General features: G+C 40.8%; 17 protein-coding genes. 16 read left to right on the forward strand and 1 reads right to left on the reverse strand.

Annotation, left to right across the window (positions count from 1 at the left end; all coding sequences use genetic code 11):
- The first annotated feature begins 27 nt into the window (after positions 1–27).
- From CYK18_RS00770 to CYK18_RS00780, 3 genes are all read left to right on the forward strand, one after another.
- Positions 28–540 (forward strand): YiiX/YebB-like N1pC/P60 family cysteine hydrolase, encoded by a 513-nt coding sequence (locus CYK18_RS00770; RefSeq protein WP_101784534.1) that lies wholly within the window; start codon positions 28–30, stop codon positions 538–540.
- On the forward strand, positions 524–1,174 hold the full coding sequence (locus tag CYK18_RS00775; RefSeq protein ID WP_101784536.1) for a DUF1803 domain-containing protein: 651 nt from the start codon (positions 524–526) through the stop codon (positions 1,172–1,174). Before CYK18_RS00770 ends, CYK18_RS00775 begins: the two co-directional genes overlap by 17 nt.
- A 101-nt stretch (positions 1,175–1,275) precedes the next feature.
- Complete coding sequence (locus CYK18_RS00780; protein ID WP_000051182.1) at positions 1,276–1,467, forward strand: CsbD family protein; 192 nt, start codon at positions 1,276–1,278, stop codon at positions 1,465–1,467.
- Between the two features lie 47 nt (positions 1,468–1,514).
- Here the strand turns inward: CYK18_RS00780 and CYK18_RS00785 are convergent, their stop codons facing one another.
- Entirely contained in the window at positions 1,515–2,960 is a 1,446-nt protein-coding gene (locus CYK18_RS00785; RefSeq protein ID WP_101784538.1) for a UDP-N-acetylmuramoyl-L-alanyl-D-glutamate--L-lysine ligase, read from the reverse strand.
- A gap of 105 nt (positions 2,961–3,065) precedes the next feature.
- On the opposite strand from CYK18_RS00785, the gene CYK18_RS00790 reads away from it, so the two are divergent.
- From CYK18_RS00790 to greA, 13 genes are all read left to right on the forward strand, one after another.
- Positions 3,066–4,688: a putative polysaccharide biosynthesis protein gene (locus CYK18_RS00790; RefSeq protein WP_101784540.1), complete on the forward strand. Its 1,623-nt coding sequence runs from the start codon at positions 3,066–3,068 to the stop codon at positions 4,686–4,688.
- 206 nt (positions 4,689–4,894) lie between these two features.
- Positions 4,895–6,853, forward strand: coding sequence for a peptide ABC transporter substrate-binding protein (locus tag CYK18_RS00795; RefSeq protein WP_101784542.1), 1,959 nt, complete (start codon positions 4,895–4,897; stop codon positions 6,851–6,853).
- Positions 6,854–7,273: 420 nt separating this feature from the next.
- Entirely contained in the window at positions 7,274–7,729 is a 456-nt protein-coding gene (locus CYK18_RS00805) for a hypothetical protein (RefSeq protein WP_101784544.1), read from the forward strand.
- Positions 7,730–7,803: 74 nt separating this feature from the next.
- Positions 7,804–7,953 carry a hypothetical protein gene (locus tag CYK18_RS10975; protein WP_257958555.1) on the forward strand — a complete coding sequence of 50 codons (150 nt, stop codon included), beginning with the start codon at positions 7,804–7,806 and terminating at the stop codon, positions 7,951–7,953.
- A 138-nt stretch (positions 7,954–8,091) separates the two neighbouring features.
- On the forward strand, positions 8,092–9,186 hold the full coding sequence (locus CYK18_RS00815; protein WP_101784546.1) for a cystathionine gamma-synthase: 1,095 nt from the start codon (positions 8,092–8,094) through the stop codon (positions 9,184–9,186).
- 7 nt (positions 9,187–9,193) lie between these two features.
- Complete coding sequence (locus CYK18_RS00820; RefSeq protein ID WP_101784548.1) at positions 9,194–10,360, forward strand: MalY/PatB family protein; 1,167 nt, start codon at positions 9,194–9,196, stop codon at positions 10,358–10,360.
- A gap of 92 nt (positions 10,361–10,452) precedes the next feature.
- Positions 10,453–13,551 carry a pilus expression-regulating Snf2 family helicase gene (locus CYK18_RS00825; protein WP_101784550.1) on the forward strand — a complete coding sequence of 1,033 codons (3,099 nt, stop codon included), beginning with the start codon at positions 10,453–10,455 and terminating at the stop codon, positions 13,549–13,551.
- Between the two features lie 47 nt (positions 13,552–13,598).
- Positions 13,599–14,216 carry a divisome accessory protein ZapJ gene (locus tag CYK18_RS00830; protein WP_101784552.1) on the forward strand — a complete coding sequence of 206 codons (618 nt, stop codon included), beginning with the start codon at positions 13,599–13,601 and terminating at the stop codon, positions 14,214–14,216.
- A gap of 10 nt (positions 14,217–14,226) precedes the next feature.
- Positions 14,227–15,561, forward strand: coding sequence for a UDP-N-acetylmuramate--L-alanine ligase (murC, locus tag CYK18_RS00835; protein ID WP_101784554.1), 1,335 nt, complete (start codon positions 14,227–14,229; stop codon positions 15,559–15,561).
- Positions 15,562–15,570: 9 nt separating this feature from the next.
- Positions 15,571–16,023, forward strand: coding sequence for a GNAT family N-acetyltransferase (locus CYK18_RS00840; protein ID WP_101784556.1), 453 nt, complete (start codon positions 15,571–15,573; stop codon positions 16,021–16,023).
- A 10-nt stretch (positions 16,024–16,033) separates the two neighbouring features.
- Positions 16,034–16,528 carry a GNAT family N-acetyltransferase gene (locus CYK18_RS00845; protein ID WP_101784558.1) on the forward strand — a complete coding sequence of 165 codons (495 nt, stop codon included), beginning with the start codon at positions 16,034–16,036 and terminating at the stop codon, positions 16,526–16,528.
- 242 nt (positions 16,529–16,770) lie between these two features.
- The gene (gene mltG, locus CYK18_RS00850; protein ID WP_374702258.1) at positions 16,771–18,360 is read left to right on the forward strand and encodes an endolytic transglycosylase MltG; all 1,590 of its coding nucleotides are present in this window, start codon (positions 16,771–16,773) and stop codon (positions 18,358–18,360) included.
- Positions 18,361–18,420: 60 nt separating this feature from the next.
- On the forward strand, positions 18,421–18,903 hold the full coding sequence (gene greA / locus CYK18_RS00855) for a transcription elongation factor GreA (RefSeq protein WP_000818750.1): 483 nt from the start codon (positions 18,421–18,423) through the stop codon (positions 18,901–18,903).
- Positions 18,904–18,939 lie beyond the last annotated feature (36 nt).

Consider the following 18,939-nt stretch of genomic DNA (forward strand, 5'->3'; position numbering starts at 1 on the left):
CGGCTCCTTTTTTTCTAGGAGTGAAGCATGTTAGAAAATGGCGATTTGATTTTTGTGAGAGATGAGTCGGATATGGGTCAGGCCATCCAGACTTCCACAGGCAACTATAACCATGTTGCGATTTATTTGGATGGGATGATTTACCATGCTAGTGGAAAGGCGAGTGTTTTCTGTCAAGAACCAGCAGATTTCTTTGAGTCCAATCACTTGTACGACCTCTATGTTTACCCAGAAATGGATATCCAGTCTGTGAAGGAAAAGGCTTGCACACATCTAGGAGCATCCTACAATGCTTCTTTCTATCCAGATGGAGCTGGTTTTTACTGTTCCCAGTACATGGCAGAAATCCTACCGATTTTTGAGACCATACCTATGAAATTTGGGGATGGGGAGCAGGAGGTTAGTGATTTTTGGAGAGAGTATTACAGAGAATTAGGTCTGTCTGTTCCTTTGAACCAGCCCGGGACCAATCCCAGTCAATTGGCAGCATCGCCTCTGTTAAAAAGTAAAGAAAGGAATCTTCATGATTCAGATTTTTAATCCATCTCGTTTGACGAGACAGCCATTTTTTAGAGAATTGATCCGCTATCTGGACCAGCATGAGGATGTTATTTTGCGAGAAATTAAGGCTCAATTTCCAGATGTTGCAGTTGATAAACTCATGGAAGAGTATATAAAGGCAGGTTTGATTCTACGAGAAAATAAGCGTTATTACCTTAATCTTCCTATGCTTGAATCACTCGATAGTCTCGAACTGGATCAAGAGATTTTTGTCAGCGAAGCTAGTCCGATCTATCAAGCCTTGTTAGAGCAGAGTTTTGAAACGGAATTACGAAATCAAACCAATGCAGCTATTTTAGTTGAAAAGACAGACTTTGCGAGATTAAAAATGACCCTGTCTAATTATTTCTACAAGGTCAAACATCAGTATCCTTTGACAGAAAAACAGCAGGAACTCTATGACATTTTAGGAGATGTTAATCCTGAGTATGCTCTCAAATATATGACGACTTTTTTGTTGAAATTTCTCAAAAAAGACCAACTGATGCAGAAGCGCCGTGATATCTTTGTGGACAGTTTAGTCATTCTAGGCTATATTGTTCAAAATGAAGATGGAAAGTATGAGTTGGCCGTCGATTTTGATAAGGAAAGATTAACTTTCTATTTGGCCTGATTTTTTGTTTCTGAGCACATTGTTTGACTTTCCTTAGTATCCGGTATAAACTATATGTAACCGGTAACATATATCGGAATAAAATTAAAGGAGACAATCATATGTCACTTGAAAACAAATTGGAACAAGCAACAGGCGCTATCAAAGAAGGATTTGGTAAAGTTACTGGGGATGGTAAGACTGAAGCAGAAGGTGCTGTAGAAAAGACAGTTGCTAAGGCAAAAGAAGTAGTTGAAGACGCTAAAGGTGCTGTAGAAGGTGCCGTTGAAGGTTTGAAAAACGCTTTTAAATAACAATAGAAAAAATCAAGGGTTTCATTTCCCTTGATTTTTTTACTATCTTATAAATAATGTTCTGCGACGGCTGCATCTCCAGGATAGGCTTCTTTTTTTCCTTGGACGATTTGGTAGCAATCTGCTCCCTTACCAGCAATAATAACTGCATCTAATTCGTGATTTGTGATAGCCATAGCTGCCTTGATGGCTTCTTGGCGATCCGCAATTTTTTCAACAGTATGATTGATGTAGCTACTGATTTCATCTGCAATGGCCATTGGGTCTTCGTAGTTGGGGTCATCAGCAGTCAGAAAGACTTGAATCTCAGGGTGTTGATTGAGGAGGAGGCCAAAGTCCTTACGACGGCTTTCTCCCTTATTCCCTGTCGAACCTAAGACCAGAGCAATCTTTCCAGTTTGATGAGTTTCTACAACATTGATTAGTTTTTTCAGACTGTCACCATTGTGGGCGTAGTCGATGAAAACCTTGGCTCCGTTTTTCTGAGTGAGGACTTCCATACGACCAGGAACACGGGTTGCAGCGATTCCTTTTTTGATGTCCTCAAGACTTGCTCCGAGACGGAGGCAAGCAAGTCCAGCAGCAACGGCATTTTCTTGGTTGAAGTGACCAATGAGTTGGATATCATAGTCTCCAGCAAGTTTACCCGTAGCTGAAAAGCTAAAGGCTTTGGAATTCTCGATTTGATTACTTGACTGGCTACCATAGAAATCATGGTCTTGATCTTCCACCTGTTCTTTCAAGACTGAGAAGTGGTCCATGTCACTGTTAATGATGACTGCTCGGCTATTTTCCATCAAGAGACGCTTGTGGTAGAAGTAGTCTTCAAAGCTAGGGTGTTCAATCGGGCCGATATGGTCTGGGCTGATATTGAGGAAAACTCCCACATCAAAGGTTAAACCATAGACACGTTTGACCAGATAGGCTTGACTGGATACTTCCATGATGAGGTGGGTACGGTCATTTTGCACAGCCTGATTCATCATATCAAAGAGGTCAATACTTTCAGGGGTTGTCAATGCTGACTTAAAGAAAGTCTTGCCATCTAAAGTTGTATTCATAGTCGAGAGCATAGCAGGTCGGTGCCCTTGAGATAAGATGTTGTAGGCGAAGTAGGCTGCTGTTGTCTTACCCTTAGTACCAGTAAAGGCAAGGAGTTTGAGTTTTTCCTGTGGATTGCCATAAAATTCCATAGCAATCAAACTCATGGCTTTCTTAATGTCGTTCACGATAATGGCAGGGATACCGACTTCGTAGTCCTTTTCAGCTACATACCAAGCTAAGCCTTGTGTTATAGCAGAAAGAAGGTATTCTTTTTTAAAGGCAGCGCCTTTTGCAAAAAAAAGAGTGTCTTCTTTTACTTTTCGGCTGTCATAGCAGATGGTGTCAAAGATGACATGGCTGTAGTTGTAGTGATAGTGTCCTTGGTCGATAATCTCACGGAAGAGACCATCTTTCTTTAAAATATCTAATACGGTTTCAATCTTAATCATACTTTCTATTGTAAACCGAAAGTCGCAAATTTACAAGTAACAAGGAAAAGTTTATAATGGAAGATAAGGAGTTTTTCCTAGTTATCAAAATTGAATGAGGAATCTATGTCGCACGAAAACAATCACCAGCAGGCCCAGATGTTACGGGGGACTGCTTGGTTAACGGCTAGTAACTTTATTAGTCGCCTACTCGGGGCTATTTATATTATTCCATGGTACATCTGGATGGGGTCTTATGCGGCTACGGCAAATGGTCTCTTTACCATGGGTTACAATATCTATGCTTGGTTCTTGCTGGTTTCAACAGCAGGGATTCCAGTTGCGGTGGCCAAGCAAGTTGCCAAGTATAATACCATGCGAGAAGAGGAGCATAGCTTTGCCCTGATTCGGAGCTTTTTAGGCTTTATGACAGGACTTGGCCTCGTTTTTGCTTTAGTCTTGTATGTCTTTGCTCCTTGGCTAGCAGACTTATCTGGCGTGGGCAAAGACTTGATACCGATCATGCAAAGCTTGGCTTGGGGAGTCTTGATTTTCCCATCTATGAGTGTTATCCGAGGATTTTTCCAAGGGATGAATAACCTCAAACCTTATGCCATGAGCCAAATCGCTGAGCAGGTCATTCGTGTTATCTGGATGCTTCTAGCAACATTTATCATTATGAAGCTCGGTTCAGGAGATTACCTAGCAGCCGTTACCCAATCGACCTTTGCGGCCTTTGTCGGCATGGTAGCCAGTTTTGCAGTTTTGGTCTATTTCCTTGCTCAAGAAGGTTTACTCAAAAGAGTCTTTGAAACAGGGGATAAGATTAACAGCAAGCGTCTTTTGGTTGATACGATTAAGGAAGCTATTCCTTTTATCTTGACTGGTTCGGCTATTCAGCTGTTTCAGATTCTGGATCAGATGACCTTTATCAATAGTATGAGTTGGTTTACCAACTATAGTAATGAAGACTTGGTTGTCATGTTTTCTTATTTCTCTGCCAATCCTAATAAAATCACTATGATTTTGATTTCTGTAGGGGTTTCAATTGGGGGTGTCGGTTTGCCACTTTTGACTGAAAACTATGTCAAGGGGGACTTGAAGGCAGCTTCTCGTCTCGTTCAGGACAGCATTACCATGCTTTTCCTATTCTTGCTACCAGCAACGGTTGGAGTGATCATGGTAGGAGAACCTCTTTATACAGTCTTTTATGGCAAGCCAGATAGTTTGGCTATGGGCTTGTTTGTCTTTGCAGTTTTACAGTCTACTATTTTAGGATTGTACATGGTTTTGTCTCCAATGCTTCAAGCCATGTTCCGCAACCGCAAGGCAGTTCTCTATTTTATCTATGGTTCCATTGCCAAGCTGGTCTTGCAACTTCCAACCATTGCTCTCTTTCACAGTTATGGTCCTTTGATTTCTACAACAATTGGTCTTATTATTCCTAATGTTTTGATGTATCGGGACATTTGCAAGGTAACAGGTGTTAAGCGCAAGGTGATTTTGAAGCGAACCATTTTAATCAGTTTGTTAACTCTTTTCATGTTTCTTGTAGTTGGGACATTGCAGTGGATTTTAGGATTTGTATTCCAACCAAGTGGACGTTTGTGGAGCTTCCTTTATGTAGCTCTTGTCGGTGCCATGGGTGGAGGAGTATACGGAGTCATGAGTCTCCGTACTCGTTTGTTAGATAAGGTGATTGGAAAAGCCCAAGCAGATCGCCTGCGAGCAAAATTAAAAATTTCTTAAAAAATAATTTATAAATAAAATGAATAAGTTGAGTTTTTTAAAAATCAAAACACTCTCTTATTCATTTTTTATTGTTAGAATTGGATATAAAATGTAAAACAGAGAATAAATAACGAAAGTAATTGAATTTTATGTCAAAAAACACTTGACTGAAAAGTAGTTAGTTTGTATAATAAAACAAATATTTAAATCAGGAGGTTCTGGATATGAAAAAGTCTAAGGCCAAGTATGCAACGCTTGCAGGTGTCGTGTTAAGTGCAGGTATTTTGTTAAGTGCCTGTGGAAATTCTAGCACAGCGTCAAAAACCTATAACTATGTTTACTTAAGCGATCCATCTAGTTTGAACTATCTAGCAGAAAACCGTGCAACAACAAATGATATTGTGACCAATCTGGTAGATGGTCTCATGGAAAATGACCAATACGGGAACTATGTTCCATCCTTGGCAGAGGATTGGAGTGTTTCTAAGGACGGTTTGACCTATACCTACAAACTTCGTAAGGATATTAAGTGGTATACTTCAGATGGGGAAGAATATGCTCCTGTAACTGCCCAAGATTTTGTGACAGGTTTGAAATATGCGGCTGATAAAAAATCAGAAGCCTTGTACTTAGTGCAAGAATCCGTTGCAGGTTTGGATGACTATATCAACGGGAAAACAACAGACTTTTCAACTGTCGGAGTCAAGGCCCTTGATGACCAAACCGTTCAATATACATTGACACGACCAGAATCTTATTGGAACTCAAAAACAACTTCAACCATTCTCTTCCCAGTCAACGCAGATTTCTTGAAATCAAAAGGGGATGATTTTGGGAAGGTAGACCCATCTAGCATTTTGTACAATGGACCTTTCTTGATGAAATCCTTTGTTTCAAAATCAGTTATCGAATTCAAGAAAAATCCTAGTTACTGGGATGCTAAAAATGTTTTTGTAGATGATGTGAAATTGGCCTATTATGATGGTAGTGACCAGGATGCACTGGCTCGTAACTTCGTGGAGGGGGCTTATAGTTATGCTCGCCTTTATCCAAATAGTGCAAGCTTTGAAGGAATTAAGGAGAAGAATAAGGACAATATCATCTATAGCATGCAAGATGCTACTTCTTACTTCTTAAACTTTAACCTAGATAGAAAATCTTATAAATTCACTTCCAAGACAAGTGATGCTGAGAAGAAATCGACTCAAGAAGCGGTTCTTAACAAAAACTTCCGCCAAGCCATTAATTTTGCCTATGACCGTACAGCCTACGGGGCTCAATCTCAGGGAGAAGATGGTGCAACTAAGATTTTGCGTAACTTGGTTGTTCCTCCAAACTTCGTAAGTATCAACGGAAAAGACTTTGGTGAAGTAGTAGCCTCTAAGATGGTGAATTATGGTAAAGAATGGCAAGGAATCAACTTTGCGGATGCCCAAGATCCATACTACAATGCTGAAAAAGCCAAGGCTAAATTTGCAGAGGCTAAGAAAGAACTCCAAGCTAAAGGAGTTCAATTCCCTATCCACTTAGATAAAACTGTAGATTTGACAAATAAGGCAGAAATTCAAGGAATCAATTCCATGAAGCAATCAATAGAATCTGTCTTAGGTGCAGATAATGTTGTGATTGATGTTCATCAACTTTCTACAGAGGACTATGAAAGTTCAGGTTATCTTGCTCAAACTGCAGCTCAGAAGGATTATGATCTTTACAACGGTGGTTGGAGTCCAGACTATCAAGATCCTTCAACCTATCTTGACGTCTTTAACGTTAATTCTGGTGGTTTGATGCAAAATCTAGGTATAGAGCCTGGTGAAGCCAATGATAAAGCCAAGGCTGTTGGACTGGATGTCTACACTCAAATGTTGGAAGAAGCTAATAAGGAGCAAGATCCAGCTAAACGTTATGAAAAATATGCAGATGCCCAAGCTTGGTTAGTAGATAGCTCTCTAGCAATTCCAAATGTTTCACTAGGCGGAACACCAACATTGAGAAAAATTGTTCCTTTCTCAACACCATATTCATTGGCTGGTAATAAAGGGGTTGAATCTTATAAATACCTCAAATTACAAGATAAGACAGTCACAAAAGACGAATATGAAAAAGCCAAAGAAAAATGGTTGAAAGAAAAAGAAGAATCTAATAAAAAAGCCCAAGAAGAATTGGCAAAACATGTCAAATAAGGATTTTTCAAGAAAAACGATGGTTTCGAAGGAAACTGTCGTTTTTTAATAGAATGATGGCAAATTTGGAAGAAAAGTGCATATACTCAATGAAAATCAAAGAGCAAACTAGGAAGCTAGCTGCAGGCTGTACTTGAGTACGGCAAGGCGAAGCTGACGTGGTTTGAATTTGATTTTCGAAGAGTATTACATTTTTTAGATTGTTTATTAGATGTATGTTATAATGAATATAACAAAAACGTGAGAAGCTATTTTTAAAATCCTCTTCCAGTGTTAACTAAAGTATGCACTTGCTAGGATGATTTTATAGGAGGGATGCCATCTGCTGGAAAAGTAAGATAAAACGCAATAATTGATAAGTTCTTCTTTAAGTGAAGAATTCTTAACTGGCTATTTAGTAATTTTTATGGAGGTAACATCATGGGTGCTATTATGGAGTTTGCAACAGAAAAACAGATTGCATCATTTCTTTCAACTTGCCACATTGAAGGGCAAAAGAATTTTCTGATGGCTTTCAAGAAAAAGACATTGCTGAAATCTTTTATTGATTTTTTCGTTATAGGAGGAAGTTACTATGTTCAGTCAAGTGTGAAGCCTAAGATTCTGGCCTTCACACCTAAGGGAATCTACTTGATGGACATCAGTGATGTAACTGAGAATCATTCTAATCACGTCGTAGAGATGCCTTGGAATCAAGTTCAAGATTTTACTTATAAGACAGTCTTGAATACAGTTAGACTTAATTGGCATTATCAAAATGAAACCTATATTTTTTCCGTGGATGTCGGTCAGATTAGTCAGCATGTGGGCCAATATCAATTTAACAAAGATCATTATGACTATTTAGCCCAACAGGATTTCTTTCAGTATAAGTAAACCCTAGCAATCATTTTCACAAAAGAATCTGGAAGCTTTTCTGGATTCTTTTTAGCTTTACTAGTTAATACTCAATGAAAATCAAAGAGCAAACTAGGAAGCTAGCCGCAAGCTGCTCAAAACACTGTTTTGAGGTTGTAGATAAGACTGACGAAGTCAGCTCAAAACACTGTTTTGAGGTTGCAGATAGAACTGACGAAGTCAGTAACATATACCTACGGTAAGGCGACGCTGACGTGGTTTGAAGAGATTTTCGAAGAGTATAAGTCTATAGTTTAAAACTATAACTAGCTCTTAAAAAGAAGAAAATGAGTTGATGAAAATAAGTGGTACAATAGTTACTATAGATTTGGAGGTATTGTATGAGCAAGGAATTACACATTAACACAATTTTGGCCCAGGCGGGTATTAAGTCAGATGAAGCGACAGGAGCTTTGGTGACACCGCTTCATTTTTCAACGACTTATCAGCATCCAGAGTTTGGTCAATCTACTGGATTTGACTATACGCGCACCAAAAACCCAACTCGTAGTAAGGCTGAAGAAGTCTTGGCGGCTATTGAGTCCGCAGACTATGCCCTAGCGACTAGCTCAGGGATGTCAGCTATTGTACTGGCCTTTAGCGTTTTTCCAGTAGGTAGTAAGGTCTTGGCTGTCCGTGACCTTTATGGTGGTTCTTTCCGCTGGTTCAACCAAGTGGAACAGGAAGGCCGTTTCCATTTTACCTATGCCAATACAGAAGAAGAGTTGATTGCCGAGTTGGAGAAGGACGTGGATGTTCTCTATATCGAAACTCCAACCAACCCTTTGATGTTGGAATTTGATATCGAAAAACTAGCAAAATTGGCTCATGCTAAGGGTGCCAAAGTAGTGGTGGACAATACCTTCTACAGCCCTATCTACCAACGTCCGATTGAAGATGGAGCAGATATCGTTCTCCATTCAGCAACCAAGTATCTGGCAGGGCACAATGATGTCTTGGCTGGAGTGGTTGTGACCAATAGTTTAGAACTATACGAGAAGCTTTTTTACAATCTCAATACGACAGGGGCAGTCTTGTCTCCATTTGACAGTTATCAATTGATTCGTGGTCTCAAGACCTTGTCTCTTCGTATGGAGCGCTCAACAGCTAACGCCCAAGAAGTGGTTGCCTTTTTGAAAGATTCTCCAGCAGTTAAGGAAGTTCTCTATACGGGTCGTGGGGGGATGATTTCCTTTAAAGTAGCGGATGAAACACGCATTCCTCATATTTTGAACAGCCTCAAGGTCTTCTCTTTTGCGGAAAGTTTGGGTGGAGTGGAGAGTCTGATCACTTATCCAACGACACAAACTCACGCTGATATTCCAGCAGAAGTGCGCCATTCTTATGGTTTGACAGATGACCTCTTGCGCTTGTCAATTGGGATTGAGGATGCTAGAGATTTGATTGCAGATTTACACCAAGCATTAGAAGGATAAGACAAAGATGGGAAAATATGATTTTACAAGCCTGCCCAATCGTTTAGGGCATCATACTTATAAATGGAAAGAGGCTGAAACGGATAGCGAAGTCCTACCAGCTTGGATAGCAGACATGGACTTTGTTGTTTTGCCTGAAATCCGCCAAGCTGTGCAGACTTACGCAGACCAACTGGTTTATGGCTATACCTATGCCAGTGAAGAGTTAATTAAGGAAGTTCAAAAGTGGGAAGCCACACAACACGGCTATCACTTTGACAAAGAGGCCCTTGTCTTTATCGAGGGTGTGGTACCAGCCATCTCAACAGCTATTCAAGCCTTTACAAAAGAAGGCGAGGCGGTTCTGATTAACACACCTGTATACCCACCTTTTGCTCGCAGTGTCAAGTTGAATAACCGCAGATTGATTACCAATTCTTTGCTGGAAAAGGATGGTCTGTTTGAGATTGACTTTGTCCAACTGGAGAAGGATCTGGTAGAAGAGGATGTCAAACTCTATATCCTCTGCAACCCTCACAATCCTGGTGGACGTGTGTGGGAAAAGGAAATGTTGGAAAAGATTGGCCAGCTCTGCCAAAAACATGGTGTTTTGTTGGTTTCAGATGAGATTCACCAAGATTTGGCCCTCTTTGGTCACAAGCATCATTCTTTCAATACCATCAACCCTGACTTTAAAGAATTTGCTATTGTCTTGACTAGTGCCACTAAAACCTTTAACATTGCTGGGACAAAAAATTCCTATGCCGTCATTGAAAATCCTAAGTTGAGAGCGGCTTACCAGAAACGTCAGTTGGCTAATAATCAGCACGAAATTTCAGGTTTGGGTTATTTGGCGACAGAAGCTGCTTATCGCTATGGGAAGGATTGGTTAGAGGAACTCAAGCAAGTCTTTGAATATCACATCAATTATGTGGTGGATTTATTTGGAAAAGAGACTAAAATCAAGGTCATGAAGCCGCAAGGAACCTACTTGATTTGGCTTGATTTTTCAGCTTATGACCTGACTGATGAAAAATTACAAGAGCTTTTGAGAAATGAAGCCAAGGTTATCCTCAACCGTGGTTTGGATTTTGGTGAGGAAGGAAGTCTCCATGCCCGCCTCAATGTAGCCATGCCTAAATCTCTGTTGCAAGAAGTTTGTCAGCGTATCGTTAGCACTTTTTCCAAACGTTAAAAATCCAGCCTTCTAGGAGAAAAGTCTTCTTAGAAGGCTATTTTCATAGGTGAAAATATGGTATAATAAAAAGATAAGGTAAAGGTAAAAATATGGCTAAATTGATTCCGGGGAAAGTCCGTATCGAAGGCGTTGCCCTTTATGAAACTGGTAAGGTTGACATCATCAAGGAAAAGAACAATCGGCTCTACGCTCGCGTTGCAGAAGAAGAACTACGCTATAGTTTAGAGGATGATTTGGTTTTTTGTGCTTGCGATTTTTTCCAAAAGAGGGGCTACTGTGTGCATTTGGCAGCGCTGGAGCATTTTTTGAAAAATGATGAGCGTGGTCAAGAAATCTTGCAGAGTCTGGAAGAAGGTCATGAGGAAAAAGAGGCCGTTGAAACAAAGGTGACCTTGGGTGGCAAATTTTTGAATCGAATCTTGTCTCCGAAATCAGACCAAGCCTATGAGTTGTCAGCTGTGGGTCAGGTGGAAGCAGGAACCAATCATATCTTGTGGACGCTGAGAATCGGCCAAATCAATAGCCAAAAATACTACGTCATTCGGGATATTCAGCTTTTTTTAAGAGTTGTCGAGAAGAGAAAACCTTATATGATTGGTAAAACTTATGAGGAGTCTCTATCTTGGGAAGCCTTTAATGAGGAAAGCCAAGAGCTTCTGACTTTCTTACGGGGACTAATGGAGGAAGGACTTAGTCCAGAGCTTTTTTTCCAAAACCAAGGTCGGCACCTCTTTTTTCCTCTGACCTTTTTTGAGCAGGGTGTGAATCTACTGATGGCCTTGCCCCATTTTCAATTTGACCATCAAGTGGATAGCTACCAGACTCTACTTTTTCAGGATATGCATGCGGATGCTAATCTATTTGCCTTTACAGTAACAGAATACTCGGATTATTTTGAAATGGAAATCAGTGAGAGTCCAAGGGTCAGTGTCTTTTATCAGGGAGCTGTGCTTTTCCATAAAGGTCAGGTTTATTTTCTAACAGACCAGCAGATGCGTCTTCTCAAGGAAATCAAAGCGCTGCCTTTGGATCAACATGGAAAGAAATACCTACAATTCGATAGTAGTGACCGAGATAAGTTAGCTTCCGGTCTAACTCTTTTTAGCCAGATAGGGATTGTTTCAGCTCCAGAACGTCTACAAATCAAATCCTTTGCACCCTCTTTTTACTTTGACAGGGAAGAAGATAATCGGATTCGTTTAGAAATTCAGTTTGATTATGGGGATAGGCAGGTATCAAGCCGACAAGAGCTAGAAGAATTACCTTTTTCGAGTGACGCGGACTTAGAAGAAAGAATTTTCCAAGTCTGTTTGGCAGCTGGTTTTGAAGCAGATTTTCAATCTCGGCGTCAGGCTTTAAAAGCAGAGTCTGTCTATCATTTCTTCCATGAAATCATTCCAGTCTTTGAAAAACTCGGGTATGTTGACTTATCAGAAAAGCTCGAAGAACTTTATAGTCTAGCAAGTCCTCAAGTGCAGATTGCTTCCAAGGGAGGTCTCTTGGAAATCCAGTTTGATTTTCAAGATATCGCCCAAGAGGAAATTGACCAAGCCATGCAGGCCTTGGTTGCCAATCGAGATTTTTATATTGATTCGTCTAATCAAGTCTACTTTTTCGATGAAGAAACCAAGAAAATTCGCCAAAATCTACAGGAATTGGGGCAATTTGAATTAAAAGATGGGGCCTTGCAGGCTCGAAAATCTTTGGCCTACAGTTTAGCTCATCTCTTTGAAGGGCGAGACCGTGTTTCTTTTTCACAAGAATTCCAGAATCTGGCTCATGATTTGACGCATCCAGAGGACTTCCCTAGACAAGCAACTCAGGTTCAGGCTGATTTGCGAGATTATCAGGAAAAGGGAATCGGCTGGCTACAAATGCTCTATCATTATGGTTTTGGTGGGATTTTGGCCGATGATATGGGATTGGGGAAAACCCTCCAGACCATTGCTTTTTTGACCAGTCAAGTGACAAAAGAAAGTCGAGTCTTGATTTTAGCACCGTCAGGTTTGATTTACAACTGGGCAGATGAGTTTCAAAAATTTGCCCCACAGTTAGATATGGCTGTTGTTCATGGTTTGAAAGCTAGTCGTGAAGAGATTCTTGCTGAGAGCCATCAAATCTATGTGACGAGCTATGCTACCTTCCGTCAGGACAGTGAGCTTTATCAGGGGATGGCCTTTGACTTCCTTTTCTTAGATGAAGCTCAGGTTATGAAAAATGCCCAGACTAAGATCGCCCAGACCTTGAGACAATTTGTGGTGCCGTCAGTCTTTGCCTTGTCAGGAACTCCTATTGAAAACCATTTGGGTGAGCTGTGGTCTATTTTCCAAATCGTCATGCCAGGACTCTTGCCAAGCAAGAAAGAATTTATGAAATTGCCAGCTGAGCGCGTAGCTCAGTTTATCAAGCCTTTCGTTATGAGGCGCAAGAAAGAAGAAGTGCTGACTGAATTGCCAGACTTAATCGAAGTAGTTTATAAGAATGAACTGGAAGACCAGCAAAAGGCTATCTATCTAGCCCAGTTGCAACAGATGAGAGATAGATTGGCTCAAGTGTCAGACCAGGAATTCCAGCGAAGTCGGGTGGAAATCTTGTCTGGTCTGATGCGCTTGCGTCAAATTTGTGACACTCCTGCCCTCTTTATGGAAGATTATCAGGGTGCCAGTGGCAAACTGGATAGTCTCCGAGACCTGCTGGTACAGGTGGCAGACGGCGGACACCGTGTCTTGATTTTCTCGCAGTTCAAGGGAATGCTGGAGAAAATTGAACAAGAATTGCCAGACTTGGGCTTGGCTTCCTTTAAAATTACGGGTTCAACCCCAGCCAAGGAAAGACAAGACATGACCAAGGCCTTTAACCAAGGGGAAAGAGATGCCTTTCTGATTTCCCTCAAGGCTGGTGGTGTCGGTCTAAATCTGACAGGTGCTGATACGGTTATTTTGGTTGACCTTTGGTGGAATCCTGCGGTGGAGGCGCAAGCCATTGGCCGTGCCCATCGGATGGGTCAGGAAGAAACGGTTGAGGTTTATCGCTTAGTGACCAGGGGAACCATTGAAGAAAAAATTCAGGAACTCCAAGAACAGAAGAAACATCTGGTGTCACAAGTATTGGATGGCACAGAGTCACGTGGCAGTCTGACCCTAGCAGAAATTAGAGAAATTTTGGGAATTTCTGAAGCCAGCACTTGAAAAATCAAGACAATACGCTATAATGAAGTGTTGAAAGGAAATAGAAAATGAAACAAGAACGATTTCCATTGGTGTCAGATGACGAGGTCATGTTGACTGAAATGCCAGTCATGAACTTGTATGATGAGTCTGATCTGATCAGTAATATCAAGGGTGAGTATCGAGATAAAAATTATTTAGAATGGGCTCCTATTACTGAAGAAAAACCAGTAAAACCAATTGAAAAGCAAGTCGAGAAACTTAAAAAAGCTCCTTTAGGGGTTAAAAAAGAAGGAAAGAGCTATGCAGAGGTGGCGCGTGAAGAAGCGCGTGCAGACTTGAAAAAGAAACGCTCTGCTAACTATCTAACTCAGGATTTCAGCCGTGCGAGACGTCATTCTAAATCAGGCCTTCTTAGACAGGGTAACCAACCGACAGCTCCTTTCCAAAAGGAAAATCCTGGTGAATTTGTCAAATATAGCCAAAAATTGACCCAGTCTCATTATATCTTGGCGGAAGAAGTTCATTCTATCCCTACCAAGAATGAAGAAGTGTCAGCACCTGCTCCAAAGAAAAACAACTATGATTTTCTAAAGAAGAGCCAAATCTACAATAAAAAAAGTAAACAAACAGAACAAGAACGTCGGGTTGCCCAAGAGTTAAATCTGACCAGAATTACAGAATAGGGGAGAAAACATGCCAAAGACATATCATTTTATCGGAATTAAGGGATCAGGGATGAGTGCCTTGGCCTTGATGTTGCACCAAATGGGGCACAAGGTTCAAGGATCAGATGTTGAAAAGTACTACTTTACTCAACGTGGTCTTGAGCAGGCAGGAATTACTATTCTTCCTTTTGATGAAAAGAACCTAGACGGTGATATGGAAATTATCGCTGGAAATGCCTTTCGTCCAGATAACAACGTCGAAATTGCCTATGCAGACCAAAATGGTATCAGCTACAAACGTTACCATGAATTTCTAGGTAGCTTTATGCGTGACTTTGTTAGCATGGGAGTAGCTGGAGCGCATGGAAAAACTTCAACGACAGGTATGTTGTCTCATGTCTTGTCTCACATCACAGACACTAGCTTCTTGATCGGGGATGGGACAGGTCGTGGTTCGGCCAATGCCAAATATTTTGTCTTTGAATCTGACGAATATGAACGCCACTTTATGCCTTACCACCCAGAATACTCTATTATTACCAACATTGACTTTGACCATCCAGACTATTTCACAAGTCTCGAGGATGTTTTCAATGCCTTTAACGACTATGCCAAACAAATTACCAAGGGTCTTTTTGTCTATGGTGAAGATGCAGAATTGCGTAAAATTACGTCTGATGCACCAATTTATTATTATGGTTTTGAAGCAGCAGGTAATGACTTTGTAGCTAGTGAGCTTCTTCGTTCAACAACTGGTTCAACCTTCACCGTTCACTTCCGTGGACAAGAATTGGGTCAATTCCACATCCCAACCTTTGGTCGTCACAATATCATGAATGCGACAGCCGTTATTGGTCTTCTTTACACAGCAGGATTTGATTTGAACTTGGTGCGTGAGCACTTGAAAACATTTGCCGGTGTTAAGCGTCGTTTCACTGAGAAAATTGTCAATGACACAGTGATTATCGATGACTTTGCCCACCATCCAACAGAAATTATTGCGACCTTGGATGCGGCTCGTCAGAAATACCCAAGCAAGGAAATTGTAGCAGTCTTCCAACCGCATACTTTTACAAGAACCATCGCCTTGTTGGACGAATTTGCTCACGCTTTGAACCAAGCGGATGCTGTTTACCTAGCGCAAATTTATGGGTCAGCTCGTGAAGTAGATCATGGTGATGTTAAGGTAGAAGACCTAGCCCAAAAAATCAACAAAAAACACCAAGTCATCACTGTTGAAAATGTTTCTCCACTCCTTGACCATGACAATGCTGTCTATGTCTTTATGGGAGCAGGAGATATCCAAACCTATGAATATTCATTTGAACGTCTCTTGTCTAATTTGACAAGTAATGTTCAATAGGAAGTTCTCATGGAAATTCCAATTAAGATCATTCAGGCAAGTAAGTCTGATTTGGCTGAGATAGAGGAACTTCAGGCTTCATCTTTTCCAGCTGAAAAGCAGCAACCTTCCCATATTTTAGAAGAAAGTATCCGTAAGTGTGCGGATACCTTTCTTCTAGCTAGGGATGAAAATCAGCTTCTGGGCTATGTTCTAGGTGGTCCTTACCCACACAATCCGCAATGTCTAGAAATATATTCTTTAGTCATTGATACTGACCATCAGAGACAGGGATTGGGAACGCTTCTTCTTGCGGCTTTGAAAGATGTGGCAGTTGAGCTGGATTACAAAGCTATTCGTTTGAATAGTCCTGATGATCTGCTTTCCTATTTTGAAATGAACGGTTTTATCGATGTAGAAGAGACAGATTCGCTTTATGCAGCTAGCCAGGGTGTTAGTATGATTTGGTTTAATCTCTTTTAGAGGAGGCACAATGAAAATCAGGAAAGCAAGATTAGAAGATTTGGATCGTATCGTTGAGATTGAACTAGAAAATTTCTCGGTTGAAGAAGCTATTCCTCCTTCTGTCTTTGAAGTGCATTTGCGAGAAATTCAGACCTCGTTTCTGGTTGCAGAAAAAGAAGGCAGAATCATGGGGTACATAGAAGGGCCAGTTGGACCACACCGCCATCTGCAAGACCAGTCTTTTACAGAAGACATAAAAGACTATAGTCATGAGCCTGGTGGCTATATCTCTGTGACCTGTCTGTCTATTGCCAAGGAAGCACAGGGCATCGGACTGGGTCAGAAATTGCTAACAGCCTTGAAAGAACTGGCTCTTGAAGATGAGAGAGAAGGCATTAACCTAACCTGTCATGACTATCTCATCGCCTACTACGAAAAACACGGATTTGTCAACGAAGGCTTGTCCCAGTCAACCTTTGCAGGGGAAAGTTGGTATGATATGGTCTGGGAAGCTAAAAAATAGGCAAGACAAGGCATCATAGGTTGCTTTTCCTAGACTTTTAAGATATAATATTATGGATTGTCAACGAGGAGGAAAAACTTTTGAGTGAAAAGTCAAGAGAAGAAGAAAAATTAAGCTTTAAAGAGCAGATTTTACGAGATTTAGAACGAGTTAAAAAATATGAAGAAGATCAGGAGGAAGTTAATTTAGCTTCAATAAAACCCCAACTTTCTTCTAAAAATGACCAGTCGATAGAAGAGCTAATGGAAGATTCTCTATCAGCTGTAGAGGAGATTATGAGAAAAGCTCCTACCGTGCCTACTCACCCAAGCCAAGATGTACCAGCTTCTCCAGCAGATGAGATTCAAAGAGAAACTCCTGGTGTTCCAAGTCATCCAAGTCAAGATGTGCCTTCTTCTCCCGCAGAAGAGGCTGTAAGACAAGCTCCACTTGCTCCTAGTCATCCGAGTCAAGAAGGACCTTCTACTCCATCAGCGGAGGGAGTATCAAGACCAACTCCAGGACCTGTTAGTCCTAGAAAAGTAGAAAAGGAATTTAATGAAATCCCAACGAGGGTAGCTGTTTCTTATAAGACAGAAGCTCAGAGAGAGGTAAAAAGAGAAGTTCCTACTTCAAAACCAGTAGTGGAAAAGAAAGTTGTAGAAGAAATGCCTGCAACTCCACGTCGTAGCCGTCGTGAGACAGTTCAGCCTACTAAGAAGAAAAAATCAGGATTTAAGGCCTTCTTCATTTCTCTACTTATTTTCTTAGGTTTGATTTCGGCAGGTGGTTACTTCGGTTATCAGTATGTTCAGTCATCTTTACAGCCTGTTGACGCTGATTCTAAGCAATATGTAACGGTTCAAATCCCAGAAGGCTCTAATGTTCAAGAAATCGGTAAGACACTTGAAGATGCCGGCTTGATTAAACACGGTCTAGTTTTTAGCTTGTATGCTAAGTACAAAAATTATGCTGATTTGAAATCAGGTTACTATAATTTGCAAAAGAGCATGAGTACAGAAGATATCATCCACGAACTACAAAAAGGTGGAACAGTTGAAGCTCAAGAACCTGTCCTTGCGACTTTGACAATTCCAGAAGGTTATACGATTGATCAAATGGCACAAGCTGTAGGTCAATTGCAAGGTGACTTCAAAGAGCCTTTGACATCGGATGCTTTCCTAGCAAAAGTTCAAGATGATAGCTTTATCAGTCAAGAAGTTGCCAAATATCCGAGTCTACTTGAAAGCTTGCCTACAAAGGAAAGTGGCGTTCGTTATCGTTTGGAAGGTTTCCTCTTCCCAGCTACATATTCTATCAAGGAAAGTACAACTATTGAAAGCTTGATTGATGAGATGTTGGCAGCTATGGACAAGACTTTAGCACCTCATTACAGTACGATTAAGTCTAAGAATTTGACGGTCAATGAATTGCTGACCATTGCTTCACTTGTAGAAAAAGAAGGAGCTAAGACTGACGATCGTAAGTTGATTGCAGGTGTATTCTACAACCGCTTGAATCTTGGTATGCCACTTCAAAGCAATATTGCCATCTTGTATGCCCAAGGCAAACTTGGTCAGAAGATTAGTCTTGCTGACGATGCTGGAATTGATACATCGATTAATTCACCATACAATGTTTATACAAATCTAGGCCTCATGCCTGGTCCAGTAGATAGTCCAAGCTTGGATGCTATCGAGTCAAGTATCAATCAGACTAAGAGTGAAAACCTTTACTTTGTTGCAGATGTGACAGATGGTAAGGTCTACTATGCTAGCAATAAAGAAGAACATGATCGGAATGTTGCTGAACACGTTAATAGCAAGCTTACTCAAAATAGTAGTTCAAACTAAGACTACACAAATGAGAATCTCAGATAGAGATTCAATATTATCGAAGGAAAGTTGAGAAAAATGGCAGAAAAAACATATCCTATGACCCTTGCGGAAAAGGAAAAACTTGAAAAAGAATTAGAAGAATTGAAATTGGTTCGCCGTCCAGAAGTGGTAGAACGTATTAAGATTGCTCGTTCATACGGTGACCTTTCTGAAAACAGTGAATACGAAGCGGCTAAGGATGAACAAGCCTTTGTCGAAGGACAAATCTCTAGCTTGGAAACAAAAATCCGTTATGCTGAAATCGTCAATAGCGACTCAGTCGCCCAAGACGAAGTAGCGATTGGTAAAACAGTCACTATCCAAGAAATTGGTGAGGACGAAGAAGAAGTTTATATTATCGTAGGTTCAGCGGGTGCGGATGCCTTTGCAGGTAAGGTTTCAAATGAAAGCCCAATTGGACAAGCCTTGATTGGTAAGAAAACAGGTGACACAGCAACTATTGAAACACCTGTTGGTAGTTATGATGTAAAAATCTTGAAAGTTGAAAAAACAGCCTAAAAACAGAAAAAAGGAGTGGGGAAGGCAGTGCGCTTC

The sequence above is a fragment of the Streptococcus mitis genome, from assembly GCF_002860865.1.
In the GTDB taxonomy this organism is placed as follows: Bacteria; Bacillota; Bacilli; order Lactobacillales; family Streptococcaceae; genus Streptococcus; species Streptococcus mitis_AT.

Excerpts from the sequence above, each read along its gene's own strand:
- CYK18_RS00830 (WP_101784552.1), top strand. The coding sequence starts at position 13,599 with ATGAAACAAGAACGATTTCCATTGGTGTCAGATGACGAGGTCATGTTG.
- CYK18_RS00790 (WP_101784540.1), top strand. The coding sequence starts at position 3,066 with ATGTCGCACGAAAACAATCACCAGCAGGCCCAGATGTTACGGGGGACT.
- CYK18_RS00820 (WP_101784548.1), top strand. The coding sequence starts at position 9,194 with ATGGGAAAATATGATTTTACAAGCCTGCCCAATCGTTTAGGGCATCAT.
- murC (WP_101784554.1), top strand. The coding sequence starts at position 14,227 with ATGCCAAAGACATATCATTTTATCGGAATTAAGGGATCAGGGATGAGT.
- greA (WP_000818750.1), top strand. The coding sequence starts at position 18,421 with ATGGCAGAAAAAACATATCCTATGACCCTTGCGGAAAAGGAAAAACTT.
- CYK18_RS00770 (WP_101784534.1), top strand. The coding sequence starts at position 28 with ATGTTAGAAAATGGCGATTTGATTTTTGTGAGAGATGAGTCGGATATG.
- CYK18_RS00775 (WP_101784536.1), top strand. The coding sequence starts at position 524 with ATGATTCAGATTTTTAATCCATCTCGTTTGACGAGACAGCCATTTTTT.
- CYK18_RS00780 (WP_000051182.1), top strand. The coding sequence starts at position 1,276 with ATGTCACTTGAAAACAAATTGGAACAAGCAACAGGCGCTATCAAAGAA.
- CYK18_RS10975 (WP_257958555.1), top strand. The coding sequence starts at position 7,804 with ATGAAAATCAAAGAGCAAACTAGGAAGCTAGCCGCAAGCTGCTCAAAA.
- CYK18_RS00840 (WP_101784556.1), top strand. The coding sequence starts at position 15,571 with ATGGAAATTCCAATTAAGATCATTCAGGCAAGTAAGTCTGATTTGGCT.
- CYK18_RS00785 (WP_101784538.1), bottom strand. The coding sequence starts at position 2,960 with ATGATTAAGATTGAAACCGTATTAGATATTTTAAAGAAAGATGGTCTC.
- CYK18_RS00805 (WP_101784544.1), top strand. The coding sequence starts at position 7,274 with ATGGGTGCTATTATGGAGTTTGCAACAGAAAAACAGATTGCATCATTT.
- CYK18_RS00845 (WP_101784558.1), top strand. The coding sequence starts at position 16,034 with ATGAAAATCAGGAAAGCAAGATTAGAAGATTTGGATCGTATCGTTGAG.
- CYK18_RS00795 (WP_101784542.1), top strand. The coding sequence starts at position 4,895 with ATGAAAAAGTCTAAGGCCAAGTATGCAACGCTTGCAGGTGTCGTGTTA.
- mltG (WP_374702258.1), top strand. The coding sequence starts at position 16,771 with ATGGAAGATTCTCTATCAGCTGTAGAGGAGATTATGAGAAAAGCTCCT.
- CYK18_RS00825 (WP_101784550.1), top strand. The coding sequence starts at position 10,453 with ATGGCTAAATTGATTCCGGGGAAAGTCCGTATCGAAGGCGTTGCCCTT.
- CYK18_RS00815 (WP_101784546.1), top strand. The coding sequence starts at position 8,092 with ATGAGCAAGGAATTACACATTAACACAATTTTGGCCCAGGCGGGTATT.